Raw genomic sequence first — 17,425 nt, forward strand, 5'->3', positions numbered from 1 at the left:
CGGTGCTCTATCGGGTTATAAGCTGGAACGGTCGTGATGTGACGACGCTGTAAACTCAAGTGGTTGGCTTGGCGTTCGCTTGGCACTGTGCTGGTTTTGAGTGACCATTGGCTTTGTTTCAGTAAATGCTGAATTTGCTCACTCAGATCTTTGGGCAAGTTGTTTTGATTATAGAAAGTCTTGGTCGTGATCAGAAATTCTTTGTCTGCATCACTGTGTTGATCAAGTTCAGGATGTTCATGTAACTCAAACCAATACCCCACTTGGGCATCACGTACGGTGCTCTGTGCAGTGAATTGTTTCGCCTGTTGGTTGTAGACATTACTCAGGGTTTGATTGAGTTTTTCAATTTGGTTGTTTGATGCTGCGGTCGCCTGATCATCTCCATTTAAATCTTGCATCCATGCAGGGCTAACATGCCACGCTTGTTCTAAACTGAGGCTAGCATTGTCTTGTTGTGTACTGTGTTGATGTTGGCTTTGGACTGAACCTGCGCCTTCTTCTTGACTCAAGTGATCGGCTTGCCAACGTTGAATATGGACTGCAGTGGGTTGCAGGCTGCGCTGTGCACTCAGACTGATGATGCTGTCCTGTTGTTCGGTAGCACTAGAACGATGAAAACGAATCTGTCGACGCTTTAAGGCTTGAAACTGACTGTTGTCATCCAAGAGTCTAAGTTTTTGGGCTTGAATCGGATGACGAGTATGAGGTACATAGAGTTCAGCTTCATCAATCAGCCAGTTGATGCCTTCACTGCGCCAGAGTCGTGTTAGAAAGTCATAATCGGTTTCATTTGACTGCATGATGAAAGGTCGAACATCGGTCTCTGTATTTAAACCAGAAAGATCAAGACTGAGGCTAGCAGCAAATAGCGGACTTTTGCTCTGCCATTCCTTAAAGAGTATTTCACTGACATCTCGCACACTTTTATTCATAAACACTCGGCTGTTGCGACGTTTATGCCAAAGTGCCGTTGCGTCTTCTAAGCGAAGTTTGTACAGGGTCAGTGCACCATCACTTTGTCCTTGTTCGGCTTGGGTGATGATCCCTGTGCTGCGAAATAATGTGCCTTGATCTGTGACCTGATCGACCGCGACTTGCACTCCGATAAATTGTTTCAGTGGAATCAGGGCATTGGTTGAGAGGCAGATCAATTCAACATTTAAACCCTGGTTTAATGCATGGGTGCCTTCAACATGCTGTAAAAAGATGTCATGATTTAATGCAGCAGGTGAAAATTGTGCATGAATGGCACGTTTTTGTGCACTTAACCCCAATTGCTCAAGCACTTAAGTGATTGTATTTATCATCGTCTATATTTTTAAAAAGTAAGTTTCAGTCATAGTCGATCGCAAACAGCGATCATAAATTAGGCGCCATTATAGCTATATCAATTTGACAAATGAGCAGAGTTTTATTCTTATTATGTAAACAACAAAATGCTCCGAGCAACTGCGGAGCATTTTTATGGAAAATAATTTCACTTTGATTAAGAAATTTAGCGTTTTCTTAATTCTCGAGCTGTAATCTACGCTCAGATAATGCTTTGCTCACCACTTGATAACCCGCAGTCATACCTAAAGTCGCCATAATGCCTGCCACGATTATGTCTGGCCACAAACTGCCTGTACCAAACACACCTATTGCAGCAAAAATAACTGCCACATTCCCAATCGCATCATTTCGACTACAAAGCCAGACCGATTGCATATTAGAGTCACCTTCCCTAAAGGCATATAAAATGACGGCACAAACCACATTCGCAAGCAAAGCAATCACACCTATCACCCCCATGGTCATGGCTTCAGGCGGAATTCCCAAAGCATAGGCATAAATCACTTTACCAATCACTATCAGGCCAAACAACGCCATGGTTATGCCTTTGAGCAGTGCCACTGTCGCCCGCCAATATAAACTCGCACCAAGCACCGCTAGGGAAATACCATAGTTAACTGCATCGCCAAAGAAATCTAAAGAATCGGCCCATAAGGATGACGAATGCGCATAAGCCCCACCAAGAAGCTCCACCACGAACATAGCTAAATTGATAAATAAGGCTATCCACAATGCCGTTCTAAACTTACTATTTGGCTTTTGCGGTGCGGGTGCACAACTGCAAGAAGAACATGCCATATAAACAATCTCTATTCAGACGTAATCATTTTCTATTATGATTAAAAACTATGGAGTCGCTCTAAGGTCAAGCAAAATGAATCAACAAAACTCATCTGCTATTTATTTGATGAAAGACTTAGTCCATAAAACGGGATTAAGTGCCGATACCATTCGTTTCTATGAAAAAAAGCATTTATTAGAGCCTTCTTTTCGCGGAGAAAATAACTATCGCTATTATCAAGATGATGCGCTTAAACGACTCATTTTTATTAAACGTTGCCGCGCGCTGGATATCTCACTCAAAGAAATTGAATACCTGATTGAACTGGAACAAAAGCCTCAACAAGACTGTAGTGCGGTCAATCAACTGATCGATGAGCATTTAAAACAAGTCGAACAAAAAATCATTGAATTGCAAAAATTTCAGATACAACTACAACAACTTCGGCAGTCCTGCGCAACTCAATCAACCATTGATGATTGCCAAATTCTAAGACATCTTGAAGCAGGACTTACAGATGCATAAAACACATCAATACAAAATTTAGACTGTGGGTATTATTTGGTTTTGCTACCTATTTACCCGAGCCTTACATAGTCAATGCAGAATTTTTATATTTATTTTCTTTAATTTTTTAATAAATTCACAAATAAAAAATCTAGCTTCACAGCAAATCTAATAAAAATGATCCCTAATTATTTCGGATAAAAGGCCACAAAGAACTCTAGCTTTTTGATGATTAGAACCTCAAGTAAGTTTTATATAACAGATCTTTTACTTTATAAAACAAGGGGATTTAAATTCATTTTTATCCTTAGCCACATAAAACCATATATTCAAACATTTATAATGGAGCACTCACATCCAGCATTTGAACATGTAATTTTCGCGTCTATAACCGTTTAAATTCCGAGTTGTTTACTAGGTTGAATCTATTTTTTAAAGCCCTACAATAAACCCATATTTTTTCTATGCCTTAGTTTAATCATGAGCATTCATCACGTTACTGAACTTCTTTCTCCTGCAGGTTCGCTTAAAAATATGCGTTATGCATTTGCCTATGGTGCAGATGCAGTCTATGCCGGACAACCTCGTTACAGTTTACGTGTGCGCAATAATGAATTTGACCATGACAATCTGGCTATCGGCATTCAAGAAGCGCATGACTTAGGTAAAAAGTTTTATGTGGTCGTCAACATTCAACCACATAACTCAAAACTCAAAAACTTTATTCGTGACCTCACACCTGTGGTTGCAATGCAACCCGATGCCCTGATCATGTCGGATCCAGGCCTGATTATGATGGTACGCGAACATTTTCCAGACATGGATGTGCATCTTTCGGTTCAAGCCAATGCCATTAACTGGGCTACTGTGAAGTTTTGGAAGAACATGGGACTGACTCGGGTCATTTTGTCCCGTGAATTATCTATTGATGAAATTGAAGAAATTAAGCAACAAGTACCAGACATGGAAATTGAAGTTTTTGTGCATGGTGCGCTATGCATGGCGTACTCTGGACGTTGTATGCTTTCCGGCTATATGAATAAACGTGATGCCAATCAGGGGGCATGTACCAATGCATGCCGTTGGGAATACAAAGTACACGAGACTCAGCAAGATGAAAATGGCGATGTGATCCCAGTCCAAAATCTGAATACAGGCTCCAACTGCTGTTCAAGCTCTAATGCTGATGAACTGCATATGCAAGCACAGCATCAGTTTGATGAACCCGTATTACTACAACGTCATGATGAAGACATGTTTGCTGCTGAAGAAGACGAACATGGTACTTACTTTATGAACTCAAAAGACTTACGCGCGGTGCAACATGTTGAGCGCTTAACCCAAATGGGGATTCATTCTTTAAAAATTGAAGGACGCACCAAGTCTTATTTTTACTGTGCCCGTACAGCACAAATTTATCGCAAAGCCATAGATGATGCGCTCGCAGGTAAACCTTTCGATTCCTCACTCATGACACAACTCGAAGGTCTGGCCAACCGTGGTTATACCGAAGGTTTTTTACGCCGCCACGTGCATAGCGAATATCAAAACTATGAAAATGGTTCATCCAGTTTTGACCATCAACAATACTGCGGTGAAATTTTGGAACGCAATGGCGATTATCTGAAAGTCGATGTCAAAAACCGTTTTGTAGTGGGTGATGTGCTCGAACTCATGACCACTTCAGGCAACATCACTTTTGAACTAACAGAAATCCTCGATAAAAAAGGCAATCCAATACTTGAAGCGAAAGGCTCAGGTCATGTGGTTGAAATCCCTGTTCCTGCTGATGTCGACATGCGCTATGCCCTACTCATTCGTAACTTACCGCATTCAAATGCCGACATTTCAGCGCCTGCCTTGGCCTATGTTGCAAGCTGACTGGGGATAATGTTATGGCACTACAAATAACGGATGCTTGTATTAACTGTGATATGTGTCTTCCCGAATGTCCCAATACCGCTATTTTTGAAGGTGATAAAATTTATGAAATAGACGTCAGCCGTTGCACCGAGTGTGTTGGTTTTTATGACACCCAAACCTGTGTCGATGTTTGCCCAATTGCTTGTATCGAGCCACATCCAGAACACGTTGAAACACAGCAACAATTGTTAGAAAAATTTAAAGGATTGAACTTATTTAGCGTCTAACCTTGGGGAAAGTAGAAAAGAAACCGAGTACTGACCACACTCAGAGTTTCAAAACAAAAACTGGGCAAAGAATAACAATAAACAAAAACTAAATGAAAAAGCCAAAGTGACTGGGGAGCACTTTGGCTTTTTCTTTGTAGAGGATATTTGCTTTAAACGAAAAAAAGGAACTGAGCTGTTAGCGACTCAGTTCCTATCAAGGGTAAAACCAAAGATCAGAGATACAAAATAAAGGGAAAAAGCCAACGTATATTTTGGGAGAGCGTTGGCTTTTTCATTTCACACTTACAGCCCAGAACGAATAATATAATCAAAAGCAGACAGAGCGGCTTTCGCGCCTTCACCTGTGGCAATGATGATTTGCTTGTAAGGTACTGTCGTACAGTCACCTGCGGCAAATACACCTTTGACATTGGTTTCGTTGCGATCGTTAATCACAATCTCATTACGGTTTGAAAGCTCAACCGCTGTTTCTTTGAGGAAATCGGTGTTTGGCAATAAACCAATTTGCACAAAGATTCCTGCAAGCTCAACCGTATGTTCTACATCAGTTGCACGGTCTTTATATTTCAATGCCGTCACTTGTGAACCATCACCCACAACTTCAGTTGAGAGTGCATTCAGGATCACTGTGGTATTAGGCAAGCTATGTAACTTGTCTTGTAACACTTGGTCAGCACGTAGTTTGGTATCAAACTCAACCAAAGTCACATGTTCTACAATCCCAGCAAGATCAATCGCAGCTTCGACACCTGAGTTCCCCCCGCCAATTACTGCTACACGTTTGCCTTTAAACAGTGGGCCATCACAGTGTGGGCAGTAAGCAACACCACGAGTACGGTATTCTGCTTCGCCCGGCACATTCATTTCTCTCCAACGTGCGCCTGTTGAAAGGATTACCGTTTTAGATTCAAGCTTCGCACCATTTTCTAAGGTGACTTCAACCAAGCCATTCGCGGTCTCATCTGCACCTTTGATGTTAGAAACACGTTGTAAGTTCATGATGTCCACACCATACTCACGTACATGTGCTTCCATTTCAGCAGCAAACTTCGGCCCTTGAGTCTTTTGAATCGAGGTATAGTTTTCAATGTCCATGGTATCCATGACTTGACCACCCATCCGTTCAGCCACGATCCCTGTTTTAATGCCTTTACGTGCTGCATAAATGGCTGAGGTATTTCCCGCAGGACCACCACCAATCACTAAAACATCAAAAGCTTCTTTGGCATTGAGTTTTTCAGCTTCTTTAGCTGCGGAATTGGTATCCAGTTTGGCAACAATCTCTTCCAAGGTCATACGGCCTTGACCGATATGGTTATTGTCTTGGAACACCATCGGTACAGCCATGATTTTGCGTTCTTCAACTTCGTCTTGGAAGAATGCACCATCAATCATGGTGGCTGTCGTGCCCGGATTGTAAATGGCAATCAGGTTTAAGGCTTGCACCACGTCTGGACAGTTATGACAGCTTAAAGAGACAAAGACGTCAAAGTCAGACTGGATACCTAAACCTTTGATTGAAGCTAAAACTTCATCTGATACTTTGGGTGCATAACCTGAGGTTTGTAACAATGCCAAAATCAAAGAGGTAAACTCATGTCCCATCGGCAAACCCGCAAAGAAGACACGCGGCTCTTCACCGGCTTTTGCCACACCAAAGCTAGGTGCACGTGAGTTTTGACCATCAAAACGTGCAGTCACCAGTGGAGACAGTGCTGCAACTTCTTCAACCAATTCTTTGATTTTGTCTGATTTCTCAGAACCATTCAAAGTCGCAACCAATTCAATCGGACCTTCTAGGCGTTCAAGAAGTGTTTTTAATTGAGCTGAAGTATTTTGATCTAACATTGTTAAGCTCTCCAAAGCAGTCTATAAATTTATTTGATAGAAGAATCATAGAGCAAATCTAGAAATAGATAAAACAGTTTGTTTTTATTTTAATAATCGGTTTTATAGATTTAAAGATATTCATCATAAAAAGTCCCACTACCCCGCAGGACTTTTTACGAAGTCAAAGCTTAAGATTCACTCTGCATCCGCTGTTCAATTCTTAGCGTTCTGGCCTTTAACTGACGTGTCAAACCAAACAACAAAAGACTTAGCACTGCCATCAGTAACATCAAGATAAGTGAGAAGAATTGCATGACCTTAGTGAACTGCGCTGCTTGCTGAACTTGCTTTTCTACACTTGCAGCCATCGGCGTGAGTGTTTTGCCATAGAGTTGATGCTGCATCGTCCATAACTGTTCAGGCTTAAACCCATATTCAATAAAATGTGAATCGGTTTTTTCTGCTTGGACCAGAGCAAGCACATGCGGAATGGCTGCATTTTTATCGACAGGTTGGTGTAACAATGCCGTCTGCGCAAGCAAATAATGTTTTACAGGCATTTGAATTTGCGACTGCTGCAAATACTGTGCTATTTCACTTTGCTGAATGTTTTTATCGTAGTGTACGATTTGCTGAAAAGCCTCGCTTTCATCATCTTTTAAATCATATTGCACATAAGTCAGTCCTGACCAAAGCAGAATAAAGGCAATCAGCCATGCCACAAATTTCAGTATAAAAGACTGAAAACGTACATAGAAAAAATGAATTTTCCGTGTATAGTGCACCAGTATGAATGCCCCAATAAAAGACACCATGATCTTGAGCACAAGCCAACCAAACCACGACAGCAAATTCAGAAAATAATCTGGCTGATGTCCTAGTGATGCGAGATTTTCATCGACACTCATGGGCATATGCAGTTGCTGTATTTCAGTGCTCAGCCCAAAAAAGCTATAGACAAAATCAGGTTGTAGAAAATAACTAATGCTGGAGGCAATAAACAAGGCAGCACTCAACATACACCATAAACTCAGTTTACGTTGACGTTGTTTAAGTGCAACCACGCCTTGTTCAATGTGCTGAGGCTGAACAACATACTCATCTAAGGAAGGCAAACGCTTCTCCTCTATTGACCATCCACCTCGGCATTAAGATGGTGTCGTACGATTAGAACTCGAGTCTAAAACCAATTGATTCAAATTGTCCTGCAAACTACGCAAACGTGTGGTTGCTTCCGCACGTTTCTGCATCCCTTCTTTTTGTATTTGAATCACATCATTTACTGTTTTAATGAGGGTGTTTTGTACATGTTCAAGCGTCTCAATATCAATCACTGAACGTTGATTTGCTTTTGCTGTATCTACTGAGTTTTGATGTAACAAATCAGCATTGCGCTTCAACAAGTCATTGGTCGCATCATCAATGGTATTGGCCAACTGCACACTATTCTTCTGCTCATTTAAAGAAATCGCCAAACTAATTTGATTTTTCCATGCAGGCAATGTGATGTTTTTAATCGCATAAAACTTATCGACCAACATCAAATTATTAGACTGAATAATACGAATCATCGGTAATGTTTGCATGGCTGATTGTTGTAAAACCTGCAAATCACTTACACGTTTTTCCAAATTATTGGCTAAATGATTGAGGTCGTAAACTCTCTGCGTTGTGGTTTGGTCTTGCGCCTGTGCAGTCAGTGTTGAGATTTCCTGCTGAATTTCATCCTGTTTCAACTGACCCGCTGCGATATACACACCGAGCTGTTTATATTCACTTTGTACACCATGAAACATCCGATCGAGTGTATCAACGCGTGCTTTTAAACCAGACTGCGATTTTTCAATTTCTTTCACCAAAGTATCTATTTGTTCTTTGGTGGTATTAAAGTGCATATCAATATTATTCTTTGCCCCTTTAATTTTGCTCATCAAGCCACCGAAGAAACCTGAATTTTTCTTTTTATTTAAGATACTTGAGGTATTCAGTTGTTGTGCAACTTGTACCACCTGATTTAGCTTTTGCCCAGTTTCATCCAAGTCCTTATTTTGAACCAAATTTAACAACTCATCAGTATATCCAGAAGTTTGTGTCGCAATATTTTTACCATACTCCGCCACGGCGTTATGGTTGATTTCTGCCAACTCTTTCCGTGCTGCCAAGACTGCATTGAAGTCATCTTGCTGCAAGCCAATTTCTTGCAAATTTAACTGTTGAAACTTATGTTCAATCACTTCGGTGGTTGGCTCTACCACAAGACTGTTTTGTTCTGAGTTGGTCATAATTCACCTAATCTATTTCTTAAAGTGTTGGTTTCTGTAGTGATTTTTTTAAGGTATGAATCAATTTTTCACGGCTATTATCTAGCTTTTCCAGTTCAATTGTCGAGCTTGATTGCTGCGATTGTTTGACATGATATTGCCATGCTGGGATCAAAACCTGCTGTGCCTCTTTATATCGGTCTAACAAACTCAGTGAAAGCTGCTGTGACAACTGCATTTGCGTAATCGCAATATCATTACTGCTTTGCAAAGTCTGCAAGCTGTTTATTTTCTTGGATAAACGTTCTTCAAAATTATCTAAAGGATGTGCATTCTTCACAAATTTAGGATATTCCATTAAAAATGCTTCGGCCGCAGATATATATTTGGCCATTTGCTCACGTAAGCCTGTTAACTGCTGATAGCGTGCCTGTGACTTTTGAATTTCAATTTGTAATTTTTGGCTGAGATGATTGGCTCGATCCAACAGCTGATCCAGTTTTTTATAGTATTCAACTTGGGTTGAACCATATTCAATATCAATTCCGAGCCACTTTTGTAGCCCATTAAATTTACGCTTCTTCAGGTATTTTTTTGAATCAGCCAATGACTGGATCAGTTGCTCAATGGTTTGGCTCAACTGTAAAGTGAGCTGCGGGTCTATTCCATTTAACAGCACAGACTGCGCTTGAATGACACTATCTGCATAATGATTGAGACGATATTGATCGTTCAGCAACGGAACCAAATCATTACGCTGGATACTTAAAAGTTCATCTGAATTGACTGGTATATCCCTTAAAGGAACAAGAACGTCAATTTGCGCCATAGTGCTTTAACCCAATAAAGAAATTGAATAAAATCATTTTTATAGTACAGCTTTTATATTAAATAACATGTAGATTTTTGCAAAAATGCTGTGAAAACCGTTTATCTTGATCTGGCTAATCATCGCTTCTGTTTCCAACAAAATTATATCTATTCAAAATTATGATCATTCGCCTTCAGCACATCATTCGTTATAGTTTAGGTTTCTGCATTGCATTAACCTTACTTATCAGTGTTGGTGCACACTATAAAGCAAAACACATTCACGAAACATTTTTAGAGCATGATCCAAGCCAATTACAACAAGTGAGTGGCACACTGCTAGATAATGAAACAGCCGTCCAACTTTATCAAAAAAATCAAGCACCCTATAACTTAAACAGCTTGGGGAAAACGCATTTTTTGGTCGGTATCTTTAGCCAAAACCAAGGTCGAATTCAAACAGTTTGGTGTGATCGTTGGCCAGACGCACCACTTAAGACCTCCTCTGACACAGGCCCGAAAAATCCAATGAAAAAAATGAATTTGCCTATTCGCTATTTTCATACTTGCCAATGGCTTTTCGATGCAATGCAGGTCCCTTTAGATATTACCGCTTGGACAGGGCAACCCATCACTTATCTAAAAAGCCATCAGGATATTTTGTATGCATTAAATGTGAATGGGAAAAAGATTTTCGGCTATGAACAAGCCTATCAGCAATATAAACAACTCTATCTAAATGAAATAAAAAATCGCAATCAATCAGCACTCTATTTTATTGTTTTCTTTTGCATTACTGTCTTTCATTATAGAAAGTACATATTCAAAGTCATAAAAAAGCCATGATCAACATGGCTTTAAAATAGGGGTGTTTCAATATTATAAATAATCGCCTTCACGCTCAGGTTGATAAACCACTTTTTCAATTTTGACTTTCATCATTTGACCATCTGGCTGCGGCCATTCAATTTCTTGACCTTCAGCTAAGCCAAGAATTGCTGCACCAATTGGGGCCACAACATTGACCTGTCCCTTCTCGCCTTTAAAATCATGCGGATAAACCAAAGTAATTTCAGATGCTTCTGTAGATGGTGCAATGGTCAGTAAAACTTTTGCATTCATCGTTACCACATTGGCAGGCATATCTTGTGGAGCAACAACATCGGCGCGGGCCAATTCTTCTTCAAGCAACTGCATGGTCGGTGTAAGTTTAGGCTGATGTTCTAACATCGTTTCTAAACGATGAAGATCCTGCTCAGAAATGATAATTGCTGGGTTTGCCATGTGCTGCATTCCTATTTGAATACGGTATGAATAAAATTCTTATTAAAAATAATTTATTAGCCTATAACTTCTGTTATATCAGAAATGCAGTCTAAATTACATTTCAACTGATTTTGATTTTTTAATGCTATAAAAAAAGCCCCCTTGAGGGGGCTTTCTCAAGTCAGAACTTAGTTTGCGTAAACAGGAAATTTCGCACAAACAGCTTCAACTTTCGCTTTAACAGCGTTAATCACAGCTTCGTCACCTTTGCTGTCTAGGATATCAGCGATCCAGCCAGCAAGTTCACGTACTTCAGCTTCGCCGAAACCACGAGTCGTCACAGCCGGTGTACCAATACGGATACCAGAAGTCACAAATGGTGAGCGTGGGTCATTTGGTACAGCATTTTTGTTCACAGTAATGTGAGCTGCACCTAACCATGCATCTGCTTCTTTACCTGTTACATCTTGCTTAATAAGAGATAACAAGAACAAGTGGTTTTCTGTACCGCCAGAAACGATGTCATAACCACGAGCAATAAGAACTTCAGCCATTGCTTGAGCGTTCTTCACCACTTGTTGTTGGTAAACTTTGTATTCAGGAGCCATTGCTTCTTTAAAGCAAATTGCTTTAGCCGCTACCGCATGAACCAATGGACCACCTTGGTTACCAGGGAATACAGCTGATTGTAATTTTTTCTCAATTTCTTCGTTTGCTTTTGCAAGGATTAAACCTGAACGTGGGCCACGAAGTGTTTTGTGTGTAGTGGTTGTTGTTACGTCAGCAATCTGAACTGGACTTGGGTAAACACCAGCAGCAACTAGACCAGCAACGTGAGCCATATCTACAAATAGGTAAGCACCAACTTTATCCGCGATGTCACGGAAACGCTGCCAATCTACAATTTGGCTATAAGCAGAGAAACCAGCTACGATCATACGTGGCTTGTGCTCAATTGCTAAACGTTCAACTTCTTCGTAATCAATCTCGCCAGTTTCAGGGTTTAAACCGTACTGAATTGGGTTGTATGTTTTACCAGAAAAGCTTACTTTTGCACCGTGAGTCAAGTGACCACCGTGAGCCAAGCTCATACCCAAAACAGTGTCGCCTGGGTTAAGAAGGGCTAAGTAAACAGCAGAGTTTGCTTGTGAACCTGCATGCGGTTGAACGTTTGCGTAATCTGCACCGAAAAGCTCTTTAGCACGGTCAATCGCTAATTGTTCAATCACGTCTACATATTCACAACCGCCGTAGTAGCGTTTGCCTGGGTAGCCTTCAGCATATTTGTTTGTAAGTTTTGAACCTTGCGCTTCCATTACTGCTGGAGAGCAATAGTTTTCAGAAGCAATCAGTTCGATGTGCGCTTCTTGGCGAGCATCTTCATTTGTGATTGCTTGCGCGATTTCTGGATCAAATTCAGCAATTGAGATATTGGCAAACATTAGCGAGGTCCTATGAAATTAGGGCTTTTAAGCCGTGCTAAGATTGGCGCGTATTGTAGCATGAAGTTTATAAATTTCGAGAACGAACTTTACGCAGTTTTAAATAAAAAATCGCTCACGAAGCAGAACTCCATGAGCGATTTGGGTCAAAGCAAATTACTGAATTGGCATGAGAGTTTTGACATCGTCAACAATATCATCGATATTTTCACTAAACGATGTGGTATGGGTCCATTTCGTCGTTTCACTGTCATCAGTCACATAACGAATATTGTTTCCAGCTTGAGAAGCTCCAGCATATAAAATATTCGTAATCGCTCTTGGAACAGTCGTGTCATTGGTACCTTGATAAATAATAATTGGCGCTGTTTGTTTGACCTTCAAAGGCTGAGATGTGTTATCTAAAAAGTTTTTTATGACTGGCAAATCAAGGAATCCTGTTTTTGGGTAATACCCATTTAATGTGTTATATGTATTCGCAGAAATATTCATTTCCGTATAGTAATTTACAGAAACAGTCCCTGAACATGCCGATTCAGCTGTTCGTGCAATACGGGCTGCTTCAGACTCAAACACTTGCCCGTACAAAGTTATATTGGGTGGATTTTGCATACCTGCAGTGATGAGTGCAGCATAGGAATTCAGTGAAGTATAAGTAGCAACCTGTTGAGTTGCTGGCAAATTTGCAACACTTGCAGCCCCCACTTGAAAGATCGTTTTTAAATTAGACGCAGGTGCAATCGCAACTGTCCCTTTATAATCTAACTGCGCGCGACTTTGATATTCACCAGCACCTAAAGCAGCATGACCGCCCTGTGAGTGTCCAACCGTCACCCAGTTTTTTGAAACCGATTTACCTTGTTTGGTTAAGTAGTCACGTGTTGCAACTACTGCATCTGTAATCGAAAAAGCTTCACTTTTTAAATTAAGATAAGGGTGGGCTTCTGTACCACTTGGCTCTCCCAGTCCTTCGTAATCGGGAGCAACAACAACATATCCCGCGCTAAGTAACTCATTAATCATCGATTTTACATCAGGATCCATAGAAGATTTACTTGGCGCGCAAATATCAGCAACACCTGTAGTACCATGTGCCCACACCACTATTGGCCAACCTTTCGCCGGAGCTACTATTTTAGGGGTAAAAAGCAATGCTGTTGCGCGAGTTTCTTTATTGTCCTGACCCAGCATTTTATAAGTCATGACCACACTTTCACCAGCGGTAGCTGACATATCTGTAGCTGTATATGCTGTTGGCGTAGTTACGACTGGATTAACAATATTATTTTTAGGAATCCCATCATCCACACCAACAGAAGTTGAATCGCCATCCCCTCCTCCACAGGCTGTTAAAACAAGCATAGAACTACTGACGAACACGGCCAATATATGTTTTTTCATCTTAAAATTCCTTAATGACATTTTTTCTTGTTGTAACGATTCAAATCACTTGAATAGATTAATGATTTACGCCTCAAAATGACGCATGGCAAGACCAGTTACGAGAATGATACAAAGTGAACATTGTCTGCAAATGCACACTCACCATTGTTATAAAAACTGGTCATTGGAATTTAAAATAAATCCTGATCCCACAACTGAATTCAGGCAGTGAGCTCTTCTCTAGTCTTTGTTTGAACCGAATCCCAAAGAATTATTTTAATTTTAAGCAAAAATTTTCCTTTTCAACCCGCCTAAATAAATCGATAAGTAGCTTCCAACTTTTCCCTTGCTTAATAAAGCCTGATCTCTAATCACCTAGCTTCACCAGATGATTTAAACACCATCACTGCACAAAATCAGCGAATAAACCACAAATCTGGCAGTCATAGGCTGTCTTGATAGTCTTGAAAATGATAAATTTATTCAGCTTTTAATTTTCGGATATGCACATGCAAGCCATTATTCTCGACACAGAAACCCATACCCTAAATGGTCAACCCATTGAGATTGCATATGCACCGATTGAAATTACAAATGGCAAATTAAGCCTAGACAAAAGCCAAGTATTTGATCAGCTCTATACCGTCGATGAACCAATCTCATTCGCTGCGATGGCTGTGCATCATATTTTAGAGTCAGACCTCGTTGGGAAGCCTCACTATACGACCTTCAAACTACCTACCGAAACGCAGTACATCATTGGTCATAATATTGATTATGATATTCGTGCTATCGAAAAATGTGGTGTCGATACTTCTCGTATTAAAGCGATTTGTACACTCGCACTTGCACGTTTGGTCTGGCCTGATGCTGAAGCCCACAATATTTCGGCACTCATTTATATGATTTCAAAAGGCAGTGAAAAAGCCCGTGAAATGATTAAAAAGGCTCATCGTGCCGATATGGATATTATTTTAACGGCCAATATTTTAATGCATGTGGTTCACCAATTAAAAATAAACAGCATGGAGCAATTATTTGCTGTCTCTGAGGATGCTCGTATTCCGCGTGTCATTAATTTTGGCAAGCATCGCGGAACAGCGATTGCCGAACTTCCTGCTGACTATATTCAGTGGTTAATGCGTCAAGATGAACTCGATCCTTACTTACGCAAAGCTTTAGAAAATACGAGCATTAAAACGCTCTAAAATGTATTGTCATAAATTCTTAATATTGTTGTAATTTTCACCCTGTATGTTCAGCCTTAATTTATTTTTTCGGGGGAGTAAATTAAGGTATGAATCATTATCAAAAAACAGCATTAGGTTTAGATGCTTTACAACAACGTCATATCCCACTCAATGCGCGTCAAAGACGACTATTGGTTTTAATTGGTACAGAAGATTTTGAACAATTGGCTGACCAGTTCAAACAACGCATCGCAACGCCTGAAATCCTCGGACAATTAATTGAATTGGGTTTAATTCATTCCACACAAACAGCTCACGTCTCTAGCCCAATACAGCCGTCATCGGAGGCTCAATCATCGACGTCTGTGCTCGAAAATAGTCAGAATAACGTCAATCCAATAGATTTAGACAGCAAAGCGCAGACTCCTGCACCACCCACCCCTACACAAAGCCCAGCCCCACCGCTTAAAGCTTATAGCTTTGAAGAAACACGCGATTTGATGATGAGCTTATTACAACGTTATTGTGGCTTAATGGCAAAACAACTCATTCTTCAAATTCAATCGGCGACAGACTTACACAGTCTCAAACGCTGCCAAATGCAATGGATTACGACGTTACAGGAAAGTCGAATAGAACCCATAGTACTCAACCAACACTTACAACAGATCAATCACTCACTGTTGCGTTTGCAGGCAGCCTAAATAAATAGATTCAAAGGATAATAATTGAGTCTTTTTCGGCCTTAGTTAAGATTTAAAGACTACGAGTTTGATTAGCAATCTATTGTTTTATCATTCAGGCAATAAATCTTAATGTTTTTCATCGACTTTATAATACTTTGGCACAATGGTTACTCGAACCATTCGTCTAACAGCTTGAAAAATAGAAACTATGTGTGAAGTGATATCCTAATTTCACTTTAAGATCTTCAATATAATCGCTCAAAAAAATTTATCTCTTATATACTGCAATGGGATAACGCAACTCGACGTAGATCGCCCATAAAAAAAACCCATGTAAACATGGGGCTTTTTTCAATAGGGTTAATCAACAACTCGGTATATATTTTCCGTTTGTCGACTTTCAAATAACAGTTCAATACTAGGCAGAATCACTTCACCATCAACAACGATATGTTCAATTCGTTTAAACAGATCCAAACGTTCTGCTTCGGAGTTTTCAGGGGCTTGCCTCAACTGGGCCTTTACATTATACGTTTGGCTGTATTGGTCCTTTACCTTTACATCTACAAGCTGTGTCATGATCATATTCCTTTTCTTTTTTAGCTCTGCTTAATCTTATAACACAAGTTTTTTCCAGCACTGCCATTAGAGTTGTTAGAATTTATCGCAATGTTAATTTATATAAATATTTTCAAAATCATAACTATAAATCATAAACTTAAATCAAATATGCTTAACAACCGAGATACATAGTCATATATTTTTCACATAAAAAAAGCTCGCATTTCTGCGAGCTTTTCTATGTTGGAAGGCTAGTGCTGATTTATTGTTTGAACATTTCGTTTCAAACTCAACGAGCTGTCATTGATCCGTCCAACTACATCGTAGCGTCTTAGTTATCGACCTACTGTAAGTACAATATAAAAGCATTTTTCACTATCAACAAGGGTCTATGACATTTCGAAACAACTGTACAAATAAAAGCCAATTGATATTTTTTAAAAATAAGAGACCCTACTGAAAGGCAAAATCGAGATAACATCTCAGCGTCAAATCAAGTAAAATCGCGCATTCAACCTACGAGTTCTTTTCCATGTTAGTTCAATTGATTTTGAGTGATTTATATCGGTATTGTGGTAATACAAAACTAAGTTCATTTCTCAAAACTTATTTGTTTAATCGTGGTTTTAACTTTAGCGTTTGGTTACGTCTTTCGGCTTCAAAATCGTGGATTGGCAAACTGGCCTACCCTATTTTTTATTATAAGAAGAAGAAATACGGGATCGATATCCACTGCACCACAAAAATTGGCTATGGCTTGTTCATCGGTCATGGGGGACCTTTGATTGTCAACCCAACGACTGTGATTGGAAACAATGTCAACCTTTCTCAGTTTACAACGATTGGTGCCAATGGCGGTCGTCAGGCCGCTGTAATTGGCGACAATGTATATATTGGCCCAAATGTCTGTATTATCGATCATGTTAAAATTGGCGATAATGCCACCATCGGTGCAGGTAGTGTGGTCACCAAAGATATTCCTGATAATGCAACAGCCGTAGGTAATTACGCAAAAGTCATTCACTATAATAATGCTGGAAATTCTGTAAATAGACGCTGGCTGAATTGCAAATAAAAACAACATCAGCATAATTGAATCAATTTAGCACTCTATAAATAAAACAAAGGTTAACAATCTTTATACTCCGTAAATTTTAAGACATAATATGTGGCTATTGTATTTAAAATGCCGATGAATAGGAAAAATTAGGTTAGGGTAA

At 39.9% G+C, this 17,425-nt stretch carries 17 protein-coding genes; 7 read left to right on the plus strand and 10 right to left on the minus strand.

Annotated features, from left to right (window positions below; genetic code table 11):
* Both MF4642_RS13805 and MF4642_RS13810 read right to left on the minus strand, forming a co-directional pair.
* Positions 1-1,289, minus strand: a 1,289-nt coding sequence (locus MF4642_RS13805) for a phage late control D family protein (protein WP_193791715.1), incomplete at its 3' end; no start/stop codon positions are given.
* A gap of 220 nt (positions 1,290-1,509) precedes the next feature.
* The gene (locus MF4642_RS13810; protein WP_078426578.1) at positions 1,510-2,133 is read right to left on the minus strand and encodes a cation transporter; all 624 of its coding nucleotides are present in this window, start codon (positions 2,131-2,133) and stop codon (positions 1,510-1,512) included.
* Between the two features lie 76 nt (positions 2,134-2,209).
* Between MF4642_RS13810 and MF4642_RS13815 the strand changes: the two genes are divergently transcribed.
* The 3 genes from MF4642_RS13815 to MF4642_RS13825 all read left to right on the plus strand — a co-directional run bounded on the left by MF4642_RS13815 (position 2,210) and on the right by MF4642_RS13825 (position 4,773).
* Positions 2,210-2,641: a Cd(II)/Pb(II)-responsive transcriptional regulator gene (locus MF4642_RS13815; protein WP_004696058.1), complete on the plus strand. Its 432-nt coding sequence runs from the start codon at positions 2,210-2,212 to the stop codon at positions 2,639-2,641.
* 462 nt (positions 2,642-3,103) lie between these two features.
* A complete protein-coding gene (gene yegQ / locus MF4642_RS13820) occupies positions 3,104-4,504 on the plus strand; it encodes a tRNA 5-hydroxyuridine modification protein YegQ (RefSeq protein WP_005400540.1) in 1,401 nt (466 codons plus the stop codon).
* Between the two features lie 14 nt (positions 4,505-4,518).
* Positions 4,519-4,773 carry a YfhL family 4Fe-4S dicluster ferredoxin gene (locus MF4642_RS13825; RefSeq protein ID WP_004696054.1) on the plus strand — a complete coding sequence of 85 codons (255 nt, stop codon included), beginning with the start codon at positions 4,519-4,521 and terminating at the stop codon, positions 4,771-4,773.
* Between the two features lie 285 nt (positions 4,774-5,058).
* Here the strand turns inward: MF4642_RS13825 and ahpF are convergent, their stop codons facing one another.
* From ahpF to MF4642_RS13845, 4 genes are all read right to left on the minus strand, one after another.
* The gene (gene ahpF, locus MF4642_RS13830) at positions 5,059-6,624 is read right to left on the minus strand and encodes an alkyl hydroperoxide reductase subunit F (RefSeq protein ID WP_078426579.1); all 1,566 of its coding nucleotides are present in this window, start codon (positions 6,622-6,624) and stop codon (positions 5,059-5,061) included.
* A 170-nt stretch (positions 6,625-6,794) separates the two neighbouring features.
* Positions 6,795-7,721: a hypothetical protein gene (locus MF4642_RS13835; protein ID WP_078426580.1), complete on the minus strand. Its 927-nt coding sequence runs from the start codon at positions 7,719-7,721 to the stop codon at positions 6,795-6,797.
* 33 nt (positions 7,722-7,754) lie between these two features.
* Positions 7,755-8,888, minus strand: coding sequence for a toxic anion resistance protein (locus MF4642_RS13840; protein WP_078426581.1), 1,134 nt, complete (start codon positions 8,886-8,888; stop codon positions 7,755-7,757).
* A gap of 19 nt (positions 8,889-8,907) precedes the next feature.
* On the minus strand, positions 8,908-9,696 hold the full coding sequence (locus MF4642_RS13845; RefSeq protein WP_078426582.1) for a tellurium resistance protein: 789 nt from the start codon (positions 9,694-9,696) through the stop codon (positions 8,908-8,910).
* Positions 9,697-9,857: 161 nt separating this feature from the next.
* On the opposite strand from MF4642_RS13845, the gene MF4642_RS13850 reads away from it, so the two are divergent.
* Positions 9,858-10,523 (plus strand): hypothetical protein, encoded by a 666-nt coding sequence (locus tag MF4642_RS13850; protein ID WP_062033636.1) that lies wholly within the window; start codon positions 9,858-9,860, stop codon positions 10,521-10,523.
* A 33-nt stretch (positions 10,524-10,556) separates the two neighbouring features.
* On the opposite strand, the gene rnk is transcribed toward MF4642_RS13850, so the two are convergent.
* From rnk to MF4642_RS13870, 3 genes are all read right to left on the minus strand, one after another.
* Positions 10,557-10,961 carry a nucleoside diphosphate kinase regulator gene (rnk, locus tag MF4642_RS13855; RefSeq protein WP_004696044.1) on the minus strand — a complete coding sequence of 135 codons (405 nt, stop codon included), beginning with the start codon at positions 10,959-10,961 and terminating at the stop codon, positions 10,557-10,559.
* Positions 10,962-11,131: 170 nt separating this feature from the next.
* Positions 11,132-12,385, minus strand: coding sequence for a serine hydroxymethyltransferase (glyA, locus tag MF4642_RS13860; RefSeq protein ID WP_078426583.1), 1,254 nt, complete (start codon positions 12,383-12,385; stop codon positions 11,132-11,134).
* A gap of 156 nt (positions 12,386-12,541) precedes the next feature.
* Positions 12,542-13,786, minus strand: a complete 1,245-nt coding sequence (locus tag MF4642_RS13870; RefSeq protein ID WP_078426584.1) for an alpha/beta hydrolase — start codon at positions 13,784-13,786, stop codon at positions 12,542-12,544.
* Positions 13,787-14,277: 491 nt separating this feature from the next.
* On the opposite strand from MF4642_RS13870, the gene MF4642_RS13875 reads away from it, so the two are divergent.
* The gene (locus MF4642_RS13875; protein ID WP_078426585.1) at positions 14,278-14,976 is read left to right on the plus strand and encodes an exonuclease domain-containing protein; all 699 of its coding nucleotides are present in this window, start codon (positions 14,278-14,280) and stop codon (positions 14,974-14,976) included.
* An 89-nt stretch (positions 14,977-15,065) separates the two neighbouring features.
* Complete coding sequence (locus MF4642_RS13880; protein ID WP_078426586.1) at positions 15,066-15,662, plus strand: hypothetical protein; 597 nt, start codon at positions 15,066-15,068, stop codon at positions 15,660-15,662.
* Positions 15,663-16,004: 342 nt separating this feature from the next.
* On the opposite strand, the gene MF4642_RS13885 is transcribed toward MF4642_RS13880, so the two are convergent.
* The gene (locus tag MF4642_RS13885) at positions 16,005-16,223 is read right to left on the minus strand and encodes a hypothetical protein (RefSeq protein WP_078426587.1); all 219 of its coding nucleotides are present in this window, start codon (positions 16,221-16,223) and stop codon (positions 16,005-16,007) included.
* A gap of 514 nt (positions 16,224-16,737) precedes the next feature.
* On the opposite strand from MF4642_RS13885, the gene MF4642_RS13890 reads away from it, so the two are divergent.
* Complete coding sequence (locus MF4642_RS13890) at positions 16,738-17,280, plus strand: serine O-acetyltransferase (protein ID WP_005400529.1); 543 nt, start codon at positions 16,738-16,740, stop codon at positions 17,278-17,280.
* Positions 17,281-17,425: the final 145 nt, after the last annotated feature.

The organism is Acinetobacter sp. MF4642, assembly GCF_002018925.1.
Classification (GTDB): domain Bacteria; phylum Pseudomonadota; class Gammaproteobacteria; order Pseudomonadales; family Moraxellaceae; genus Acinetobacter; species Acinetobacter johnsonii.

Bases quoted from the DNA above. Each gene is read 5' to 3' on its own strand.
- MF4642_RS13810 (WP_078426578.1), bottom strand. From the start codon at position 2,133: ATGGCATGTTCTTCTTGCAGTTGTGCACCCGCACCGCAAAAGCCAAAT.
- MF4642_RS13815 (WP_004696058.1), top strand. From the start codon at position 2,210: ATGAATCAACAAAACTCATCTGCTATTTATTTGATGAAAGACTTAGTC.
- yegQ (WP_005400540.1), top strand. From the start codon at position 3,104: ATGAGCATTCATCACGTTACTGAACTTCTTTCTCCTGCAGGTTCGCTT.
- MF4642_RS13825 (WP_004696054.1), top strand. From the start codon at position 4,519: ATGGCACTACAAATAACGGATGCTTGTATTAACTGTGATATGTGTCTT.
- ahpF (WP_078426579.1), bottom strand. From the start codon at position 6,624: ATGTTAGATCAAAATACTTCAGCTCAATTAAAAACACTTCTTGAACGC.
- MF4642_RS13840 (WP_078426581.1), bottom strand. From the start codon at position 8,888: ATGACCAACTCAGAACAAAACAGTCTTGTGGTAGAGCCAACCACCGAA.
- MF4642_RS13845 (WP_078426582.1), bottom strand. From the start codon at position 9,696: ATGGCGCAAATTGACGTTCTTGTTCCTTTAAGGGATATACCAGTCAAT.
- MF4642_RS13850 (WP_062033636.1), top strand. From the start codon at position 9,858: ATGATCATTCGCCTTCAGCACATCATTCGTTATAGTTTAGGTTTCTGC.
- rnk (WP_004696044.1), bottom strand. From the start codon at position 10,961: ATGGCAAACCCAGCAATTATCATTTCTGAGCAGGATCTTCATCGTTTA.
- glyA (WP_078426583.1), bottom strand. From the start codon at position 12,385: ATGTTTGCCAATATCTCAATTGCTGAATTTGATCCAGAAATCGCGCAA.
- MF4642_RS13870 (WP_078426584.1), bottom strand. From the start codon at position 13,786: ATGAAAAAACATATATTGGCCGTGTTCGTCAGTAGTTCTATGCTTGTT.
- MF4642_RS13875 (WP_078426585.1), top strand. From the start codon at position 14,278: ATGCAAGCCATTATTCTCGACACAGAAACCCATACCCTAAATGGTCAA.
- MF4642_RS13880 (WP_078426586.1), top strand. From the start codon at position 15,066: ATGAATCATTATCAAAAAACAGCATTAGGTTTAGATGCTTTACAACAA.
- MF4642_RS13885 (WP_078426587.1), bottom strand. From the start codon at position 16,223: ATGACACAGCTTGTAGATGTAAAGGTAAAGGACCAATACAGCCAAACG.
- MF4642_RS13890 (WP_005400529.1), top strand. From the start codon at position 16,738: ATGTTAGTTCAATTGATTTTGAGTGATTTATATCGGTATTGTGGTAAT.